This is a genomic window from Paraburkholderia kururiensis JCM 10599 = LMG 19447, from assembly GCF_003986935.1.
GTDB classification, from domain to species: domain Bacteria; phylum Pseudomonadota; class Gammaproteobacteria; order Burkholderiales; family Burkholderiaceae; genus Paraburkholderia; species Paraburkholderia kururiensis.
Genome location: NZ_RJZE01000001.1, coordinates 91271 through 109403, shown reverse-complemented (window position 1 = coordinate 109403; position 18133 = coordinate 91271). Strand labels below are relative to the sequence as shown.

15 protein-coding genes are annotated in these 18133 nt (G+C 65.8%); 12 read left to right on the top strand and 3 right to left on the bottom strand.

From position 1 onward, the window contains the following. Positions 1–91: 91 nt before the first annotated feature. The 3 genes from bamA to PKKP23_RS00470 form a co-directional block, all read right to left on the bottom strand. On the bottom strand, positions 92–2386 hold the full coding sequence (gene bamA, locus PKKP23_RS00480; RefSeq protein ID WP_126875385.1) for an outer membrane protein assembly factor BamA: 2295 nt from the start codon (positions 2384–2386) through the stop codon (positions 92–94). Positions 2387–2820: 434 nt separating this feature from the next. After that, positions 2821–3198, bottom strand: coding sequence for a hypothetical protein (locus PKKP23_RS00475; protein ID WP_017774726.1), 378 nt, complete (start codon positions 3196–3198; stop codon positions 2821–2823). 455 nt (positions 3199–3653) lie between these two features. After that, positions 3654–5273 (bottom strand): SH3 domain-containing C40 family peptidase, encoded by a 1620-nt coding sequence (locus tag PKKP23_RS00470; protein WP_240658660.1) that lies wholly within the window; start codon positions 5271–5273, stop codon positions 3654–3656. Between the two features lie 324 nt (positions 5274–5597). Here PKKP23_RS00470 and ftsH point away from each other — a divergent pair, with 324 nt between their 5' ends. The 12 genes from ftsH to hypE all read left to right on the top strand — a co-directional run bounded on the left by ftsH (position 5598) and on the right by hypE (position 17996). Then, the gene (ftsH, locus tag PKKP23_RS00465) at positions 5598–7538 is read left to right on the top strand and encodes an ATP-dependent zinc metalloprotease FtsH (RefSeq protein ID WP_240658658.1); all 1941 of its coding nucleotides are present in this window, start codon (positions 5598–5600) and stop codon (positions 7536–7538) included. Positions 7539–7745: 207 nt separating this feature from the next. Then, the gene (locus PKKP23_RS00460) at positions 7746–8975 is read left to right on the top strand and encodes a 4Fe-4S dicluster domain-containing protein (protein WP_126875384.1); all 1230 of its coding nucleotides are present in this window, start codon (positions 7746–7748) and stop codon (positions 8973–8975) included. Next, complete coding sequence (locus PKKP23_RS00455; RefSeq protein ID WP_017774730.1) at positions 8962–9420, top strand: cyclic nucleotide-binding domain-containing protein; 459 nt, start codon at positions 8962–8964, stop codon at positions 9418–9420. The genes PKKP23_RS00460 and PKKP23_RS00455 overlap by 14 nt, the downstream gene beginning before the upstream one ends. After that, positions 9407–10288 carry an FAD/NAD(P)-binding protein gene (locus tag PKKP23_RS00450; RefSeq protein WP_126875383.1) on the top strand — a complete coding sequence of 294 codons (882 nt, stop codon included), beginning with the start codon at positions 9407–9409 and terminating at the stop codon, positions 10286–10288. Before PKKP23_RS00455 ends, PKKP23_RS00450 begins: the two co-directional genes overlap by 14 nt. Position 10289: 1 nt before the next feature. Next, positions 10290–11093, top strand: a complete 804-nt coding sequence (locus PKKP23_RS00445) for an NADH-quinone oxidoreductase subunit B family protein (protein WP_017774732.1) — start codon at positions 10290–10292, stop codon at positions 11091–11093. Further along, positions 11083–12372 carry a Ni/Fe hydrogenase subunit alpha gene (locus PKKP23_RS00440; RefSeq protein WP_126875382.1) on the top strand — a complete coding sequence of 430 codons (1290 nt, stop codon included), beginning with the start codon at positions 11083–11085 and terminating at the stop codon, positions 12370–12372. Before PKKP23_RS00445 ends, PKKP23_RS00440 begins: the two co-directional genes overlap by 11 nt. Continuing rightward, positions 12369–12893: a hydrogenase maturation protease gene (locus PKKP23_RS00435; protein ID WP_126875381.1), complete on the top strand. Its 525-nt coding sequence runs from the start codon at positions 12369–12371 to the stop codon at positions 12891–12893. The genes PKKP23_RS00440 and PKKP23_RS00435 overlap by 4 nt, the downstream gene beginning before the upstream one ends. Beyond that, the gene (locus PKKP23_RS00430) at positions 12886–13173 is read left to right on the top strand and encodes a hydrogenase maturation nickel metallochaperone HypA (protein WP_042300827.1); all 288 of its coding nucleotides are present in this window, start codon (positions 12886–12888) and stop codon (positions 13171–13173) included. Before PKKP23_RS00435 ends, PKKP23_RS00430 begins: the two co-directional genes overlap by 8 nt. Then, positions 13170–15560, top strand: a complete 2391-nt coding sequence (gene hypF, locus PKKP23_RS00425) for a carbamoyltransferase HypF (RefSeq protein WP_205702988.1) — start codon at positions 13170–13172, stop codon at positions 15558–15560. The genes PKKP23_RS00430 and hypF overlap by 4 nt, the downstream gene beginning before the upstream one ends. After that, complete coding sequence (locus tag PKKP23_RS00420; protein ID WP_126875380.1) at positions 15560–15811, top strand: HypC/HybG/HupF family hydrogenase formation chaperone; 252 nt, start codon at positions 15560–15562, stop codon at positions 15809–15811. The genes hypF and PKKP23_RS00420 overlap by 1 nt, the downstream gene beginning before the upstream one ends. Then, the gene (hypD, locus tag PKKP23_RS00415) at positions 15808–16947 is read left to right on the top strand and encodes a hydrogenase formation protein HypD (protein WP_126875379.1); all 1140 of its coding nucleotides are present in this window, start codon (positions 15808–15810) and stop codon (positions 16945–16947) included. Before PKKP23_RS00420 ends, hypD begins: the two co-directional genes overlap by 4 nt. Continuing rightward, entirely contained in the window at positions 16944–17996 is a 1053-nt protein-coding gene (gene hypE, locus PKKP23_RS00410) for a hydrogenase expression/formation protein HypE (RefSeq protein WP_126875378.1), read from the top strand. The genes hypD and hypE overlap by 4 nt, the downstream gene beginning before the upstream one ends. Positions 17997–18133 lie beyond the last annotated feature (137 nt).

Below are 18133 nucleotides of genomic sequence, written 5' to 3'. Positions count from 1 at the left end.
CCAGACTCTGACGCGGGGCCTGCGGCGGTGTAACGATGGGGATTGCAAATCAATGGGCGAGGCAGTGGCGGATGAATGAGGTTCAGACGCGTCAGAACGACGTGCCAATCTGGAACTGGAACTTCTGATACTGGTCGCCCGCATGCCGCACCACGGGCAGACCGAAGTCGAGTTTCAGCGGACCGATGGGCGAGATCCATTCGAGGCCTATGCCGTAGCTGTAGCGCAGTCCGTTCGCCCCTGTGCTGTTGCCTTCGGAGCCCCACACGTTGCCGCCGTCCAGGAACGTGAACACGCGCAGCGTGCGGTCGTAGCCTGTGCCTGGCAGCGGGAACGTGACTTCGATGTTGCCCACGATCATCTTCGAGCCGCCAATCGGGTCGCCCGTGCTCGTATCGCGCGGGCCGAGCGAACTGGTCTCGTAGCCGCGCACCGACCCGATGCCGCCCGCGTAATAGTTCTTGAAGATGGGGTACGCCTTGCCGTTCAGACCATTGCCGTAGCCGCCCTGGAAATTCAGGCCCAGCACGAAGCCGCGCGCGAACGAGTAGTAGTACTGGCCCTGCACGTCGGCCTTGTAGTACGGCGTGGTGCCGGCGGGTGTGCCGTACTCCGCGTTGGCCTGCGCGTAGTAGCCGCGGCTGGGTACGAGTGCGCTGTCGCGCGCGTCGCGCGACCAGCCGACCGTGAGCGGGATGTTGTTGGAAACGCGGCCGAAGTCCTTCACGTAATCGATATAGGTTTGCGGCGTGGCCGAGTCCGTATCAAGCCGGTCCTGCTCGAAGCCGAGGCCGAAGTAGATCATGTCCGATTCCGAGAACGGAATGCCGAACTTGAGATCGGCGCCGGCCGCGATGATGCGGAAGCTCGAACTGCTCGAGTAGTAGAGCGGCTCCGTCGTGCGGTAATAGACGTCTGTGATGCGCTTGATGCCGTCCACGGTGAAGTACGGGTCGACCTGCGTGACGGTCAGTGTTCGGTACGACGTGGCCGTGTTGACGTTCACCGAGAGCGTGTTGCCGGAGCCGAACACGTTGTCCTGCGTCACGCCCGCGGAAATGATGGGCCCCTCGCCCGAGCCGTAACCAAGGCCCAGCGAAATGGTGCCCGTGGGCTTTTCTGTCACCTTCACGTCCACGTCGACCTGATCGCTCGATCCTTCCACGGGTACGGTCGTCACGTCGACGTCGGTGAAGTAGCCGAGGCGATTGAGACGGTCCTTCGAAAGCGTCAGGCGCGACGAGTCGAACCACGAGCTTTCGAACTGCCGCATTTCGCGACGAATCACTTCGTCGCGTGTGCGCGTATTGCCTTCGATATTCACGCGCCGCACGTACACGCGGCGCCCCGGGTCTACCTGGAGTGCGAGGGCAACCTTGTGGTGTTCCTGGTCGATCTGCGGCACCGCGTTGACGGTGGCGAACGCGTAGCCGTACTCGCCCAGCTTGTCGACGAGAGCTTTCGTTGCGGCCTGCAATTTTTCCGACGAGAACCGCTCGCCCGGTTTGATGGCGACGAGCTTGTCGAACTCCGCTTCACGGCCCAGCAGGTTGCCCGCGAGCTTGACGCCAGAGACCGTGTACGGCTCGCCCTCGTGCACCGTGACGGTGAGGTACATGTCCTTCTTGTCCGGCGAGAGGGAGACCTGCGTGGATTCGATGTTGAACTCCAGATAACCGCGGTTCAGGTAGTACGAGCGCACGTTCTCCAGATCGCCCGTGAGCTTTTCCTTCGAATAGAGGTCGTCTTTCGTGTACCAGGAGAACCAGTTCGGCGTGGACTCCTGCATCTGGTCGCGCAGCACGCTGTCGTCGAACACCTTGTTGCCGATGAAGTTCACCTGGCGGATCTTTGCGCTCGGCCCTTCGATTACGGCAAAGAGAATGGCGACGCGGTTGCGGTCGATCGGCGTGACCGTGGTGGTGACCTCTGCCGCGTAGAAGCCGCGCGTGAGGTACTGGCGCTTCAGTTCCTGTTCGGCGCGGTCCACGAGCGCGCGGTCGTAGTTGCGGCCCTGCGAAAGCCCCACCGTGCGCAGCGCTTTCGTGAGGTTGTCCTTGTCGAACTCGTGCAGCCCGGAAAAGTCGATCGTGCCGATGGCCGCGCGTTCCACCACGCGCACGATCACGACATTGCCTTCGGTGGCGATCTTCACGTCGTTGAAAAAGCCGGTGTCGTACAGCGCGCGAATTGCTTCGGATGCCTTGTCGTCGGTGAACGTATCGCCCTGTTTGATGGGCAGATAGGAAAACACCGTGCCGGGCTCGGCGCGCTGCAGTCCTTCAAGGCGGATGTCCTGAACGACGAAGGGCGTGGTGGCATGCGCGGCGGGCGCTGCGAGAGCACCGATGGCGCCCGCAATCGCGATGTCGACGCGTGGCGTCATGAACCTGGCTAGGAATCTGGACTTCATGTTGACCGGTAAGAAGGCGGCAGAAGGTTCGGGTGGTACCCGACCGTTTGCCGCACGAACGAATACGCCTGAGAGGCGGGAGGAACGCAGTGCGGGCGCGGCGCATAGCGTTCAGCGGGAATCGAATGGCGCATGTGAAAGGTTGCGGCGTGCCAGCGGGTTTCGTTCTCGCGGTTGAACGCATCCCTATGCAGGGCGTCTTTCGTGTTGAGCAGCCACACTGTCAGTACACCGGGAATGACACTTCGCACCATGGTCAACTCCAGCGACGCAACAAGGCACATCACCGGCCGTCCGCCGGGCGTCGGTAGCGGGTGGCAGCGGACAGAAGCAGCACGGCGTTTCTACGCGCTCATGGCCCGTCATCGCCACGCGTGAACGACCTGCAGCGCTCCAACGCAACAGCACTAATTCATCACGGGGTGGGCGGCGAATGCGGCTGGAGCGGGTTGCATTTCAAGCGCGTCGACGAGCTGGCAAAGGCTCCGCGCAGGCAGTGCATACGCCGTCCAGCCCATGCCGGCGTGGCGCAACATGAGCACGGGGCCATCGAAAAGCGGCGTGCGGTCCACGTGCCAGCTGGGGTCCACTTCGAGCGGATAGTTGTGCGAGGGCACGGGCGTCATGGAATGAGCGGGCGACATGCCGGCCCGCAGTTCGACGAGCTTTTCGATGAGCGTGTCCACGTCGGCGGCGCCCAATACGGAAGACCGGCCTTCTATCGTGAAGCGCACCGCAACCGTGCCGGCTTCGTGCACGGGTTCCATTGTCATCAGGTGGTACATGGCAGATGTTCCTGGACGGGGACAGGTAGTCGGCGGCAGTTCACCGTCGAATGAGGCGCAGCATAGTGAAGTTGTTGTTGTGATCGGTTGCCGTTGCGTTACGCACCGTTAATCGGTTAATAACGCGGCATGATCGGCACAGGATCGGCAGAGGGCGGTGTCGCATGGCCCGGCATGCAGTGGAGAGAGTCCAGCGGGGAAGCAGCGTGACGCCAGCCGGCATCACGCATCGCGCTTCCAGGGCGTGTGCCGGCAAGCGCAAGGCATTGCGCGGCGAGGAAAGGTAAGGGCTGGTAAGCGGGGGCGGATGCGCAGCGTGGCGGATGGGCTTTCGTGCGCCTGACGGCGAAGCGGCTATCGGCAGGCGAGCCGATCATAGGGCGCTTGCGAGGCGCCTGGCATCCCCGACGTTCAACGAAGGTTCAACGAAGGTTCAACGAAGGCTCAACGAAGGTTCAACTCGCAGGATTGTCCTCATCGCCTTGCGACGGCCCGCCTTCATCGGGCCCACCGATCACAGAAATCTGAAACGTAGGCGTGCCCGCCAGCGATTCGAGCGACGGGTCTTCGGGAATGCGCGCGAGCAGCGGCAGGATCACGGAGCCGCCAATCACCGCGCGCCGGCTGTTGTCGGCGGGACGCAGGCCCCACACGTCCTGATACACCACAGGCACCACTTTCCCGTCGCGCGTGGTGTTGCCGAGGTACAGCATCACATGGCCGCCGATGTAGATGAGCGTGCGCATCGGCACGCCGTGATGCGCGAGGTAATCGAGGCGTTCTGTGGGCGAGGCGTCGGAAAGGTCGGTCATGCGGCCGGCGCTCATCTGCGTGGACGAATGGCGCGGCAGCCACACGCCGAACGCTGCGAAGACGCTTTGGAGTTCAGAAGAACAGTCGTTATAGAACCCCGTATTGCCCCAGCCATACGGGCGGCCTATCAGGTTCTTGAGCCGCATCGCGAGATTGCGCGGCGTCGCGGCGAGCGGCATGGGCGCGATCTGCGATGCGTCGAGCGTGGCCGTGCGAATCACGGCGCGGCCGTCGATGTCGCGTGCGGGCACGAGCACGTTCCACGTGTTGGCCGACGCTGAACCCGCAGCTGAACTCGAAGCAGCGGCTTGCAACGGCAGCAGGCTGCCCGCAGGCGCATTGAAGCGGAACGTGCCCTGGCTGTCGCTCACGGGCGCGGATGCCGCGATCACCGCGCCCCACATCTTGCCCGCAGCGGCGCGCCAGGCCAGCACGAAGGCGTCGTCCACCGTACCCACGTGATCGCTTTGCACCCAGCCTTGCAGGTCGGGTGTCTGCACGTAACGCCACGCGCCGTCCGCGCTACTGCCGAGCACATAGAGCGGCGTGCCCGGACGCACCGCCGAGATTTGCAAGTTGTCGAAGGGATAGCCTTCGCCTGCGATGTGCCAGTCGTAGAACGACGGGTCCATGGTAGGCAGTTCGCGCACCAGCAGATTGCCCGTCGCGATCGCGCGTTGCGAGCCGGCGTAATGCGGCGCGCCCTCGAACTGCGCCACGTTCATGTTCTTCGCAATGGCATCGATCCATGCAGCCGTATGCGGCCGGAAGTTCTGGCCGTAGCCGATATGGCGGCCCGTGCGCTCGCGGTTGTCGAACCAGCTGAGGCGCCGGCGCTGCAATGCGGCAATGGCGTCGCCGCCGTCGCGATAGACGACCTGTTCGATATACGCAGGGTTCCACGGCGAGGGCGCAGTGGCATTGGCGGCGCCGCTGCCCGTGCTGTTGCCTGAGTTGCTGCCTGAGTTGGCACCTGAGCTGGCACCTGAGCCTGCGCCGAAATAGCGCGCGTAAAGCGCCTCTTCATGCGCACGTTGCTGCGCGGCGGAGAGAAAGGGACGGTCGTAAGCCGCGTCGTGCGGGTCGATCCAGTGGTCCACGTTCTGGTCGTACGCGTCCATCGGGAAGAGGCCGACCACGTCATGCGCCGGCGCGGCTTCAACGGCTGGCCGGGCAGGCGGCGCCGCGCAACCGGCAAGCGTGAGCGCGAGCCAGAAGGCGAAAGCGGCGGCGGGCAAGCGCGCCATCGAACGTCGGGCCATGCAGCGGGACAGCGGGGAACGCACGAAATCAAGAGACATGATGCACAGCACGACGAGAACGGGAAGGGAACCGCTGGACAGTAATGCCGCACGCCGACAGCCCGATGAAAGCCGGCTGCGGCGGCACGCCCGTGATTGTGAGGCAAAGGGCGGCGGGCCGCCATGTTGCACGGCGTCCACAGCGTGCTGGGCCTGCTTGATCCACGTCAACGGGGACGGAACACGCTCGCGCGAGGCTTGAGTCTGTTCAGATGCGAAAACGATGGGCGCGGCGTGCTGCCGTCCCGCAGACCGCATCGCTCGCATCACGAGGAGGCGGTAGCCATGCGCAATCACACATTACGGGCAGGATTGGCCGCGGCGGTGTTCGCGGCATGGGCGTACGGGGCGCCCGTCCTTGCGCAGCCCATTCCCGTGAGCGGGGCCAGCGCGGCTAGCCTGGCCGACCTGACGACGGCTTACCAGAACGGCGCGGACGAACCCGCCGTTGGCGCAACCGGCGATTCCGCGAAGGTCCGCACGCTCGCGTACTCCGAATTCGTCGTGCTGGTGGAGAAGGGCGGTATTCGCAGCGTGCGTATCGAAGGGTCGACGCTGAGCGGCAAGCTCGGCAACGGCGGCTCGTTTCGCACCGTCGCGCCGACCGATCCCGCGCTGATCGACCGCCTGTTGAGCCATCAGGTCCGCATCGAGGCAGCGGCGAACAACGGCATGGGGTTTCTCGACAGTCCGCTCTTCCAGACGCTGTTGATCGGCGTGCTGATGGTGGGCGCGATCCTCTTTACCTCGCGGCAAGGAACCCAGGGCAGCGGCAGCAACAAGGCCGCGAGCTTCGGTCGTTCGCGCGCCCGCCTGATTTCGCCGGATGCGCACCGCACCACGTTCGCAGACGTTGCCGGCATAGAAGAAGCGGCGGTCGAGCTGGACGAGATCGTGCGCTATCTGCGCGAGCCCTCCGCGTTCCTGCGCCTGGGCGGCCGCGTGCCGAAGGGCGTGCTGCTGATCGGCCCGCCCGGCACCGGCAAGACACTGCTGGCGCGCGCCGTGGCGGGCGAAGCGGGCGTGCCGTTCTTTTCCATCTCCGGCGCCGAATTTGTGGAGATGTTCGTTGGCGTGGGCGCCGCGCGCGTGCGCGACCTCTTTCGCGAGGCACGCCAGCATGCGCCGTGCATCGTGTTCATCGACGAGATCGACGCTGTGGGCCGGCACCGCAGCAGCGGCGCGGGCGGCAACGACGAGCGCGAGCAGACCGTGAACCAGTTGCTCGTGGAAATGGACGGCTTTTCCGGCAGCGAAAGCGTGATCGTGCTCGCGGCGACGAACCGGCCCGACGTGCTCGATGCAGCGCTGCTGCGCCCGGGCCGTTTCGACCGTCAGGTGATGGTGCCGGCGCCTGACACGGCGGGACGCCAGAAGATTCTCGAAGTACACATGCGACCGGTGCCCGTTGCGACGGACGTGGATTCGGCCGTCATCGCGCGCGGCACGCCGGGCTTCGCGGGTGCGGACCTCGCGAACCTCGTGAACGAAGCTGCGCTCATTGCGGTGCGCCGCGGTCACGCGCGCGTTTCCATGGCCGATTTCGACGAAGCGCGCGACAAGGTGCTGCTCGGTCCCGAACGCCGCTCGCTCGCAGTCACGGCGCGCGAACGCGAAATGACCGCGTATCACGAAGCCGGGCATGCGCTCGTCGCGCTGCGCTCGCCGTATCAGGACCCGCTGCACAAGGTCACCATCGTGCCGCGCGGCCGTGCGTTCGGCGTCACGCTTTCGTTGCCCGAGCGTGACCAGCATTCGTTCTCGAAGCGCCAGCTGGAAGGGCGCCTCGCGATGATGTTCGGCGGGCGCGTGGCCGAAGAACTCGTGTATGGCCGCGAGGAAGTCACGACCGGCGCAAGCGACGACATCCGCCAGGCCACGCAGCTTGCGCGCCGCATGGTGACGGAGTTCGGTTTCAGCGACACCGTGGGCGTGGTCTGCTGCGAAAGCGGTGTGGACCCGCATGGCATGCCGGTCGCGATGTCGGCGGCCATGGCGGCGACCATCGACAGCGAGGTGCGGCGCATCACGGGCGAGGCCGAAGCCGAAGCACGGCGCATTCTCGTGGCCGAGCGCGCGGTGCTGGAACGTATTGCTGAGGCGCTGCTGGCGCGCGAAACGCTTACGGGCGAGGAGATCGATGCGCTGCTGGACGGTTCGCGTGAGCCGCAGCGTGAAACCCCGGAGGCCGAACACGCGGAACTGGAGCATGCAGAGGCTGCATGAAAGCCGCTGCATGAAAGTGCTTGCATGCCGGGGCCGCCAGGGCTAACGGGCGGCCCTGGCGGCCCAGCCTGCGCGGCCCGAACGCGAAGCATCATGTTGGTCCACAGGACCCAGGCGCGCCGCCTATACTGAACCGAGCCGGCTCCTTTCGACGGGGGCCGTACTCTTTCGAAGGCGCACGTCCACTCCCTTCACAGGTGCTTCCGCATGACCTCGTCATCGTTCGCACATCGCCCGCCTGCCATGCTCGACGCGAAGGGCCTGACGGCGCTCATCCAGGCCCTCGCCGCACGCGCGTACCGCGTGATCGGACCCACCGTGCGCGACGACGCCATCGTCTACGACGACATTGCCAGCGTCGACGACCTGCCCGCAGGCTGGACCGACTACCAGGCGCCTGGGCGCTACGAGCTGGAGCGCCGCACCGACCAGGCGCTCTTCGGCTTCGCGGTGGGTCCGCATTCATGGAAACAGTTTCTGCATCCGCCCGTCGAGCGGCTCTTCACGGTGCGCAAAGACAGCACGGGTCTCGCGTTTGTCGAGCCGGGCGAGGCCAACGCGTTCGAAGGGTCCGACGGGTCTAACGAACGCGCGCCGCAGAAATTCGCCTTCATCGGCGTGCGCGCCTGCGAACTGCATGCCATCGCGATACAGGACCGCGTCTTCCTGGAAGGCTCATGGGTGGATCGCGGCTACGCGTTACGGCGGCGCGATGCCTTCATCGTGGCCGTGAACTGTTCGCAGGCGGGCGGGACGTGCTTTTGCGCGTCGATGCAAACCGGACCGAAGGCGACCGGGGGCTTCGACCTCGCGCTCACCGAACTGCCTGCCGCAGTGGACGGCACGAGCGGCCGCTTCGTCGTCGAGACCGGCAGTGCGGCAGGCGCCGAACTGCTTGCGCAACTTCCGCACCGCGAGGCAACGTCTGCGGAACTCGACGTGGCCCATGCCGTGGTCGCGCGCACCGCGCGGCAGATGGGCCGCACCATGCGGACGGACAATCTCAAGCCGCTTCTGCAAGAGAACCTGCGTCATCCGCGCTGGGCCGAAGTGGGCGACCGGTGCCTCAGTTGCGGCAACTGCACGATGGTGTGCCCCACGTGCTTCTGCACGACGGTGGAGGACCACACCGACCTGGCGGGCACCACAGCCGAGCGCGTACGCAAATGGGATTCGTGCTTCACGCTGGATTTCTCGTGGCTGCATGGCGGCAGCGTGCGGCAGTCCGGCGAGGCGCGCTACCGCCAGTGGCTCACGCACAAGCTGGCGGGCTGGATCGACCAGTTCGGCACCTCGGGCTGTGTCGGCTGCGGGCGCTGCATTACGTGGTGCCCGGTGGGCATCGACATCACGGAGGAAGTGGCGGCCATTCAGGCCACACCGGGCGCCACGAGCACCGCAGGGCAGGCCAATGGAGACGGCAATGGAAGGCCTTGAGCAGATTCTCGGCGAGCATGCGTTTTTCGCCGGGTTTGCGCCCGCGCATCTGCAACTGGTGGCGGGCTGCGCGCGCAATTGCCGCTTCGACACGGGCGACTACCTCTTTCACGAAGGCGATAGCGCCGACGAGTTCTATCTCATTCGCCACGGCCGCGCCGCGCTCGAAATATCGGCGCCGGGGCAGGCTCCGGTGGTGTTCGAGACGCTGGGCGACGGCGAGATTATCGGTGCCTCGTGGCTCGTGCCGCCGTACCGCTGGATGTTCGACGCACGCGCCATGGCGCTCACGCGCGCGGTGGGCATCAACGCCGCCTGTCTGCGCGGCAAGTGCGAGGCCGATCACGACCTCGGCTACGAGATGATGAAGCGCTTCCTGCCGATTCTCACGAAACGGCTTCACGCCACCCGCCTGCAGATTCTCGACGTCTATGGAAAACGATGACGCTCGCCTGACGTCGGCCACGCTTGCGCCCAGTACGTGCGATGCATTCGATCCATTCGTGCCGCAGGCGTATCGCGTGGCGGCGCGGCACAAAGAACTGCCTGACGTCGTGACGCTCGAACTCCAGCCGCTCGCGCGCGCGCGGCCTGCGTTCGCGCCAGGCCAGTTCAACATGCTCTACGCGTTCGGCGTGGGCGAAGCGGCCATCAGCATGAGCGGCGACCCGGCGGCACAAGGCGCGTTCGTGCACACCATTCGCGACGTGGGCGCCGTGAGCCATGCGCTCGCACAACTCGCAGCCGGCGCGACGCTCGGTGTGCGCGGCCCTTTCGGTGCGGGCTGGCCGATGCAGGCAGCCGCGGGAACAGACGTGGTCATTGCAGCGGGCGGCCTGGGGCTTGCACCGCTGCGTCCCGCCATCTACGACATCCTCGCGAATCGCAGCCGCTATGGGCGCGTCACGATTCTGTTCGGCTGCCGCAATCCCGCGGGCATGCTGTATCGCCGCGAGCTGGAGCGGTGGCGGCAGCGCTTCGACATCAGCGTGGAAGTGATCGTCGATCACGCGGATGCGCAGTGGTTCGGCCACGTCGGCGTGATGCCGGCGCTCATCGCGCGCGCCGCGTTCGATCCGCGCGACACCACGGCGCTGGTATGCGGTCCCGAGGTGATGATGCGCTTCACCGCGAACGCGCTGCGCGAGCGCGGCGTGCCGGACACGGGCATCTATCTTTCGATGGAGCGCAACATGAAATGCGCGGTCGGCCTGTGCGGCCACTGCCAGTTCGGCCCCACGTTCGTCTGCAAGGACGGTCCCGTCATGCGCTACGACACGATTGCGCGCTATCTCGCCGTGCGGGAGGTATGAGATGAACGCCGACGCCAACCCGCCGCGCAGCGCAACGAACAAACGTCCTCGCCTCGCGGTGTGGAAGTTCGCCTCGTGCGATGGCTGCCAGTTGTCGCTGCTCGATTGCGAGGACGAACTGCTCGCACTGGCCGACGCCGTGGAAATCGCGAACTTCAGCGAAGCGTCCAGCGCTGTTGTGCGCGGTCCTTACGATCTCTCGCTCGTGGAAGGGTCCATCACCACCGAACATGACGCGAAGCGCATTCAGGACGTGCGCAAACAGTCGAAATACCTGGTCACGATTGGCGCGTGCGCAACGGCGGGCGGCATTCAGGCCCTGCGCAACTTCGCGGACGTCGATGCCTTCATTGCCGCTGTCTACGCGCGGCCCAGCTACATCAGCACGCTTGCCACTTCCACGCCCATCTCGGCGCACGTGCGCGTGGATTACGAACTGCACGGCTGCCCCATCAACAAGGTGCAGTTGCTCGAAGTGATCAGCGCGTATCTGGCGGGACGCAAGCCCGCCATCGCGGCGCACAGCGTGTGCATCGAATGCAAGCAGCGCGGCAACGTCTGCGTGATGGTGCAGGGCACGCCGTGTCTCGGGCCCGTTACGCATGCGGGCTGCGGCGCGATCTGTCCTTCGTATCGGCGCGGCTGTTACGGCTGCTACGGTCCGATGGAAACGCCCAACATGCCGGCGCTTTCGCGCGAGTGGCGGGCGCTGGGCGCAAGGCCGCGCGATATCCAGCGTGCGCTGCGCACATTCAATGCCGCAGCCGAACCGTTCCGCGAGGAGAGCGAACGTCATGGCGACTAAGACGATCCGCGTGGATTACCTGGCTCGCGTGGAAGGCGAAGGCGCGCTCGATCTGCGCATCCGCAACGGCAAGGTGAGCGAGGCGCGGCTCAACATCTTCGAGCCGCCGCGCTTCTTCGAGGCGATGCTGCGCGGCCGGGGCTATGCCGAGACGCCGGACATCGTGGCGCGCATTTGCGGCATCTGTCCCGTGGCGTATCAAATGAGCGCGGTCCACGCCATCGAGAACGCATTCGGCGTTCGTGTAGAAGGGCAACTGCGTGCGTTGCGCCGGCTGCTCTACTGCGGCGAATGGATCGAAAGTCACGCGTTGCACGTGGTCATGCTGCACGCACCGGACTTCCTCGGCTTTCCCGATGCCATCGCGATGGCGCGCGAGCATGGCGACGTGGTGCGCAAAGGCCTCGCGTTGAAGAAGGCCGGCAACGAGTTGATGCGCGTGCTGGGCGGCCGCGAGATTCATCCGGTCAACGTCAAGGTGGGCGGCTTTCATCGCGTGCCTCGCAAAGCCGAACTGGCGCCCGTGGCCGAAAGCCTGAAACGCGCGCGCGACAGTGCAGTCGATCTCGCCCGCTGGGTCGCGACGTTTGCCTTCCCGGACTACGAGTGCGACTACGAATTCGTCGCACTGCGTCACCGCGACGAATACCCCTTCAACGAAGGGCGAATCGTATCGAGCAAGGGTATCGACATCGGCATCGATGCATTCGAGAGCGCGTTTGAAGAGCGCCACGTTTCGCACTCCACCGCGCTGCACGCATTCGTGAAGGAGCGCGGCGCCTATCTGGTAGGGCCGCTCGCCCGTTACGCACTGAATTTCAACCGCCTGCCGCCCGCGGTACGCGAGCTTGCCGCCGAGGCCGGGCTTGAATCGGTATGCCGCAATCCGTTCAAAAGCATCGTGGTGCGAGCCGTCGAACTGGTCTACGCGTGTGAAGAAGCATTGCGCCTGATCGCGGCGTACGAGCCGCCGCCGCTTTCCGCCGTGCCCGCCGAGCCGCGCGCAGGCACGGGCTTCGGCTGTACCGAGGCGCCGCGTGGCATCTGCTGGCACCGCTACACGTTCGACGCCCAAGGCACCGTGCTGGATGCGCGCATCGTTCCGCCTACGTCGCAGAACCAGCCGAGCATCGAAGCGGATCTCGCGGCCGTGGCGCAGTCCGTGATCGACGCTTCGGACGACGTGATACGCGACCACTGCGAACGCAGCATCCGCAACTACGACCCCTGTATTTCGTGCTCGGCGCACTTTCTCAAGTTATCGGTGGAGCGGTCATGACGAACGCGGCAGAAATACATGCGCCCGCGCGCACCGTGCGCGTGATCGGTATCGGCAACGCCGATCGCGGCGACGACGGTGTTGGCGCACTCGTCGCCGCGGCACTGGCGGGGCGTTTGCCCGCCGACGTCTCGCTGCTCACGCGCGGCGGCGACATGATGAATCTGGGCGACGACATGGGCGGCATCGACGCGTTGATCTGCATCGACGCTGCCGCGCCAATGGGCGAGCCCGGTCGCATCCGGCGGCTCGATCTGGCCACGCAGGCGCTGCCGCGCGAAATGCCGTTCGCGTCGAGCCATGCGTTCGGATTGGCGGACGCCATCGCACTGGCCGAAGCGCTGGGCGTCGCGCCGAAAGACATCGTGGTGTTCGCCATTGAAGGCGCGTGTTTCGACGTGGGTGCGCCCGTTACGCCCGCGGTGGCGGCAGCCGTTCCCGAAGCGGCGAGCCTGGTGATAGCCGAGGTGGAGCGATTGCGTGGCGCGAATCGCCCGCCCAGGGAGGCATTCGATGCATGAGACGGGAATCGTGCGCGACCTCGTGCGTCGCGTGGTGGCCGCCGCACTCGAAGCAGACGCGGAGAGCGTGAGCGAAGTGCACGTCTGGCTCGGTGCGCTGAGCCAGTTTTCGCCCGAGCATTTTCGCGAGCATTTCGACGAAGAGGTGCGCGGCACGCTGGCCGAACAGGCGACGCTGAACATCGTCACCTCGCACGATGCCGCGGACCCGAATGCATTGCACGTGGTGCTGCAAAGCGTGGCGCTGAACGTGCCCGACGAGCGGAGCGAGGCTCCGTGAACGGCCCGCTGCGCGCGTTCGCTTGCGCAAACGAAGCCAACGCAGCGATGCGCTTGCGCATCACCGCGACAGGCGCCGTGCAGGGCGTGGGCTTTCGTCCGTTCGTGCATCGGCTCGCGGTGAGCGAAGGCCTGCGCGGATTCGTGCGCAATACGGGCGACGGCGCAGTGATCGAAGTGGAGGGCGATGCGCTCGCGCTGGAACGGTTCCTTGCGCGGTTCGATACGGAATTGCAGCCCCCGGCACAGGTGCGCGAACGCCGGATCGAACGCATCGCGCCTTGCGGCGCCGAGGCATTCGCGATTGCTGCCAGCACGCACGAACGCACGCAGTTCGCCGCCGTGCCGCCCGATCTCGCGACGTGCGCCGCATGTCTCGACGAGATAAGCGACCCCGCCAACCGCCGCTACCGCTATCCGTTCACGACGTGCGTGCATTGTGGCCCGCGTTTCAGCCTGATTGAGCGCGCGCCGTACGATCGCGAACGCACCGCCATGCGGCGCTTCACGATGTGCGCCGCGTGTCAGGCCGAATACGACGACCCTCTATCGCGGCGCTTTCATGCGCAGACCAATGCGTGTGCGCAATGTGGCCCTCGGCTTGCGCTGCTCGATGCAGGCGGGCACCCAACCTGCACGGGTGACGATGCGCTGACCCGTGCCGCCGATGCGCTGCGCGCAGGCGCCATCGTGGCGATGAAGGGTCTGGGCGGTTTCCAGTTGCTCGTGGATGCCCGCAACGACACAGCAGTGCGCTTGCTGCGCGAACGCAAGGGCCGGCCGTCGAAGCCGTTCGCCATCATGGTGCCGGACTTTGACGCAGCGGCGGCACTCGCGCCTATCGGCACAACGGAAGCGGCGTTGCTGCGCTCGGCAGCCGCGCCCATCGTGCTGCTGCGGGCTCGCGAAGAAAGGGCAGGCCTCGCGCCTTCCGTGGCGCCTTCGCTTCCCTGGCTCGGCATCATGTTGCCGTACACGCCGCTGCATCACTTGCTGGTGCAGCAACTCGGTTTTCCCATCGTTGCCACGAGCGGTAACCTGAGCGGCGAGCCGATTCTCTGTGACGAGCGCGAGGCTGTGCAGCAACTTCGGGGCGTGGCCGACCTGTTTCTGGTGCACGACCGTCCCATCGTGCATCGCGTGGATGATTCGGTGGTGCGTGTCATTGCAGACGAACCCGTCGTTCTTCGGCACGCGCGGGGTTATGCACCGCTCGTGCTCTCGATGCCTGCCGTGAATCAACGCGGCGTATCCCCCGTGCTCGCGCTGGGCGGTCATGGCAAGAGCGCAATGGCAGCGGCAGCAGCAGGCCAGATCGTGCTGGGTCCGCATATCGGCGACCTTGACGGCAGCGCGGCGCGCGCAGCGTTCGCGCGTGGAATGGACGACATGCTGCAGCTGTTCCCGATGCAGTCACCGGCCATTGCGTGCGACGCACATCCCGATTACTACAGCACGCAGTTCGCTGCGAAGCTTGCGGGCGAGGTGCGGCGCGTGCCGCATCACGTCGCGCACGTGCTCGCCGCTATGGCGGACCGCGGCCTGGCGGCGGAACCTGTGCTCGGCATCGCCTGGGACGGCAGCGGTGACGGCGGCGACGGTACCGTGTGGGGCGGAGAGTTCATTGTGGTAGAGCGTAACCGGAACGGTTACGTTTATCGTCGCGTGGCGCATTTGCTGCCGTTCCGCTTGCCGGGCGGCGAAGCCGCGATGCGCGAGCCGGATCGTGCCGCACTTGGCGCGTTGCACGCCGTGTTCGGAGAGGCGATGTGGTCGAAGCGCTCGTTGCCACCGGTTGCAGACGCGACGCCCGAGGCTCGGCGCGTGTTCAGTGTCATGCTCGCGCGCGGCGTGCAGGCGCCGCTTACGTCGAGTGCCGGCAGGCTGTTCGATGCGGTGTCGTCCATGCTTGGCCTAGGCCGGCGCAGCAGCTTCGAAGGCGAAGCCGCGCTTGGGCTGGAAGCGGCGGCGAGCCGGTCGTCGCACGCCTTCGTGCTTGCGCCCGCTGTGCTGCGAACCACCGCGAACAGCGGCACGCTCGTGGCTGACTGGGCGCCAACACTGGCCTCGCTCGTCGAAGCGCGTGAAGCGAACATCGATGCCGCCACGCTCGCCGCGGCCTTCCACGATGCCCTTGCGCACCTCATTGCGGATGTCGTGGCGCGGGCCGTCTCGCTCGTTGGTACACGCCATGTGTTGCTTACCGGTGGCTGTTTTCAGAACGAACGCCTTGCCTCGCACGCGCTGGCACGTTTGCGAAATGCCCGCTTCGAAGCGTCCACGCATGGCCGCGTGCCGCCGAATGATGGCGGGCTCGCGGTAGGCCAGGCATTGTTCGTGGCGACGGCACTGAATGTGCTCGATGCAAAGCACGAGGAGAAACGCTGATGTGCCTCGCCGTTCCAGGCCAGATTCTTACCGCCGATGGCGGCGACCCGCTCATGCGCCAGGGCCGCGTCGATTTCGGCGGCATCGTGAAAGTGGTGAACCTGGCCTACGTGCCCGAGGCGATGCCTGGCCACTATGTGCTCGTGCACGCGGGTTTCGCGATTGCAGTGATCGACGAGGCCGAGGCGCTGAAGACGCTGGCCTCGCTCGAATCGCTTGCCGACCTCGATGCAGGGGAGCGCGAGGCATGAAGCACGTCGACGAATGGCGCGATCCAGCGGCGGCGCGCCACTATGCGGATGCCATTGCGAAGCTCGCCACGCGCCACTGGACCATCATGGAAATCTGCGGCGGGCAGACGCATTCCATCGTGCGGCACAGTATCGATCGCATGCTGCCGCCAGGCATCGCGCTGCTGCACGGCCCTGGTTGTCCCGTATGCGTCACGCCTGCGGGCATGATCGACACTGCCATCGAATTAGCCAGCCGGCCCGAAGTGATCTTCTGCTCGTTCGGCGACATGCTGCGCGTACCGGGTGAAAGCGGCAGCCTGCTGACAGCGAGGGCGCATGGCGCGGACGTGCGCATCGTCTATTCGCCGCTCGACGCCGTGGTGCTGGCGCGTAGTCATCCTGAACGTGTGGTGGTGTTCTTTGCCATCGGCTTCGAGACCACCGCGCCGGCCACGGCGATGGCCGTGCTTCAGGCCGAACGCGAGCAACTGGCGAACTTCTGTCTGCTCGTCTCGCACGTGCTCGTGCCGCCCGCCATCGAAGCGATACTCACGGAGCCGGACAACGGCGTGAACGGTTTTCTCGCAGCCGGCCACGTGTGCACGGTGATGGGTTACGCCGATTACGAGCCGCTCGCGCAGCGGCATCACATTCCCATCGTGGTGACGGGCTTCGAGCCTGTCGATCTGCTGCAAGGGCTCTACCTCTGCATCCGGCAACTCGAAGCCGGCGAGGCGAAGGTGGAGAACGCCTACAGCCGCGCGGTGCGACGCGAGGGCAACACGGCGGCGCGCGCCGCCGTGGCGCAGGTCTTCAGCGTGCAGGCGCAGCGCTGGCGCGGCCTGGGCGAGATTCCCGCGAGCGGCCTTGGGCTTGCGCCGCGCTATCGGCGCTACGACGCACTGACGCGCTTTGCGGACCTCGCCGTGCCCGAAGAACACGCGGGCGAATGCATCGCAGGCGATTTGCTGCGCGGCCGGCGCAAGCCCTGCGATTGCCCCGCATTCGGCACACGCTGCACGCCGGAGCATCCACTGGGGGCAACGATGGTGTCGTCCGAGGGTGTATGTGCCGCGTATTACCGCTATCGGCGCGCGGGCGATAGCCTGCCTGCGACCGGACATGAAATGCACAAGGTGACCGACACCCTATGAGCGAATCGTCCTTTCTTTCGGCATCCTGCCCGATGCCTGCAAGCAGCAAAGACGTCGTGGAACTCGCGCACGGCGGCGGAGGGCGTCTTACCCGTGAACTGATCGAGAGGCTCTTTCGTCCCGCATTCGCGACGTGCGACGAAGACTTCACGCACGACGGCGCGACATTCGACGCCGGCGGCGCACGGCTTGCCTTCACCACGGATTCCTACGTCGTGCGCCCGCTGTTCTTTCCGGGCGGAGACATCGGATCGCTCGCCGTCAACGGCACCGTGAACGACCTTGCGATGTGCGGTGCCGAGCCGCGTTATTTGAGCGTGGGGCTCGTGATCGAAGAAGGCTTCGCGCTCGCTACGCTGCAACGGGTGGTCGAATCGATGCGCGCGGCGGCGCTTGCCGCGAACGTGCGCATCGTGACCGGCGACACGAAAGTGGTGGAGCGCGGCAAGGGCGACGGGCTGTACGTCAACACATCGGGCGTCGGCCTGATTCGCGCGCCTGCTCCTGTGGTGCCGCAACGCGTTCGCGCCGGCGACGCCGTGATTCTGAGCGGCGATATTGGCCGCCACGGCATTGCGATTCTCGCGGTGCGCGAGGGGTTGGGCTTCGAAACGGAACTCGCGAGCGATTGCGCGCCGCTTGCGGCCACCGTGCTCGCACTCATCGACGCGGGTGTCGAACTGCACTGTCTGCGCGACCTCACGCGCGGCGGTCTCGCAACGGGGCTCATCGAAATTGCGGACGCCGCGAACGTTGTGATCGATCTCGCCGAAGCCGCCATTCCCGTGCTGGACCCTGTGCGCGGCGCATGCGAACTGCTTGGGCTCGATCCGCTCTACGTAGCCAACGAGGGGCGCTTCGTCGCGTTCACGCCTGCCGATGAAGCGAGCCGCACGGTGGACGTGCTGCGCCGCTTCGATCCGCGCGCGACAGTGATAGGACGCGTGGAGGCCGTGCACAACAACCGCCCTGCCGTGCGGCTCAACGCCCTGGGCGGCGCACGCGAACTCGACATGCTGAGCGGCGAGCAGTTGCCGCGCATCTGCTGAATTCACGCGATCAGTAGCAGCAAGCATGCGGCAAGCAGCAAGCAAGCCGCGAGGAAGCGAAACGTCATCTACGTTTCGTTTCGTAAAGTGCCCACGTACCTGCTCTTCCTTTCAAGCCCGTCACTGCAATCGCCGTT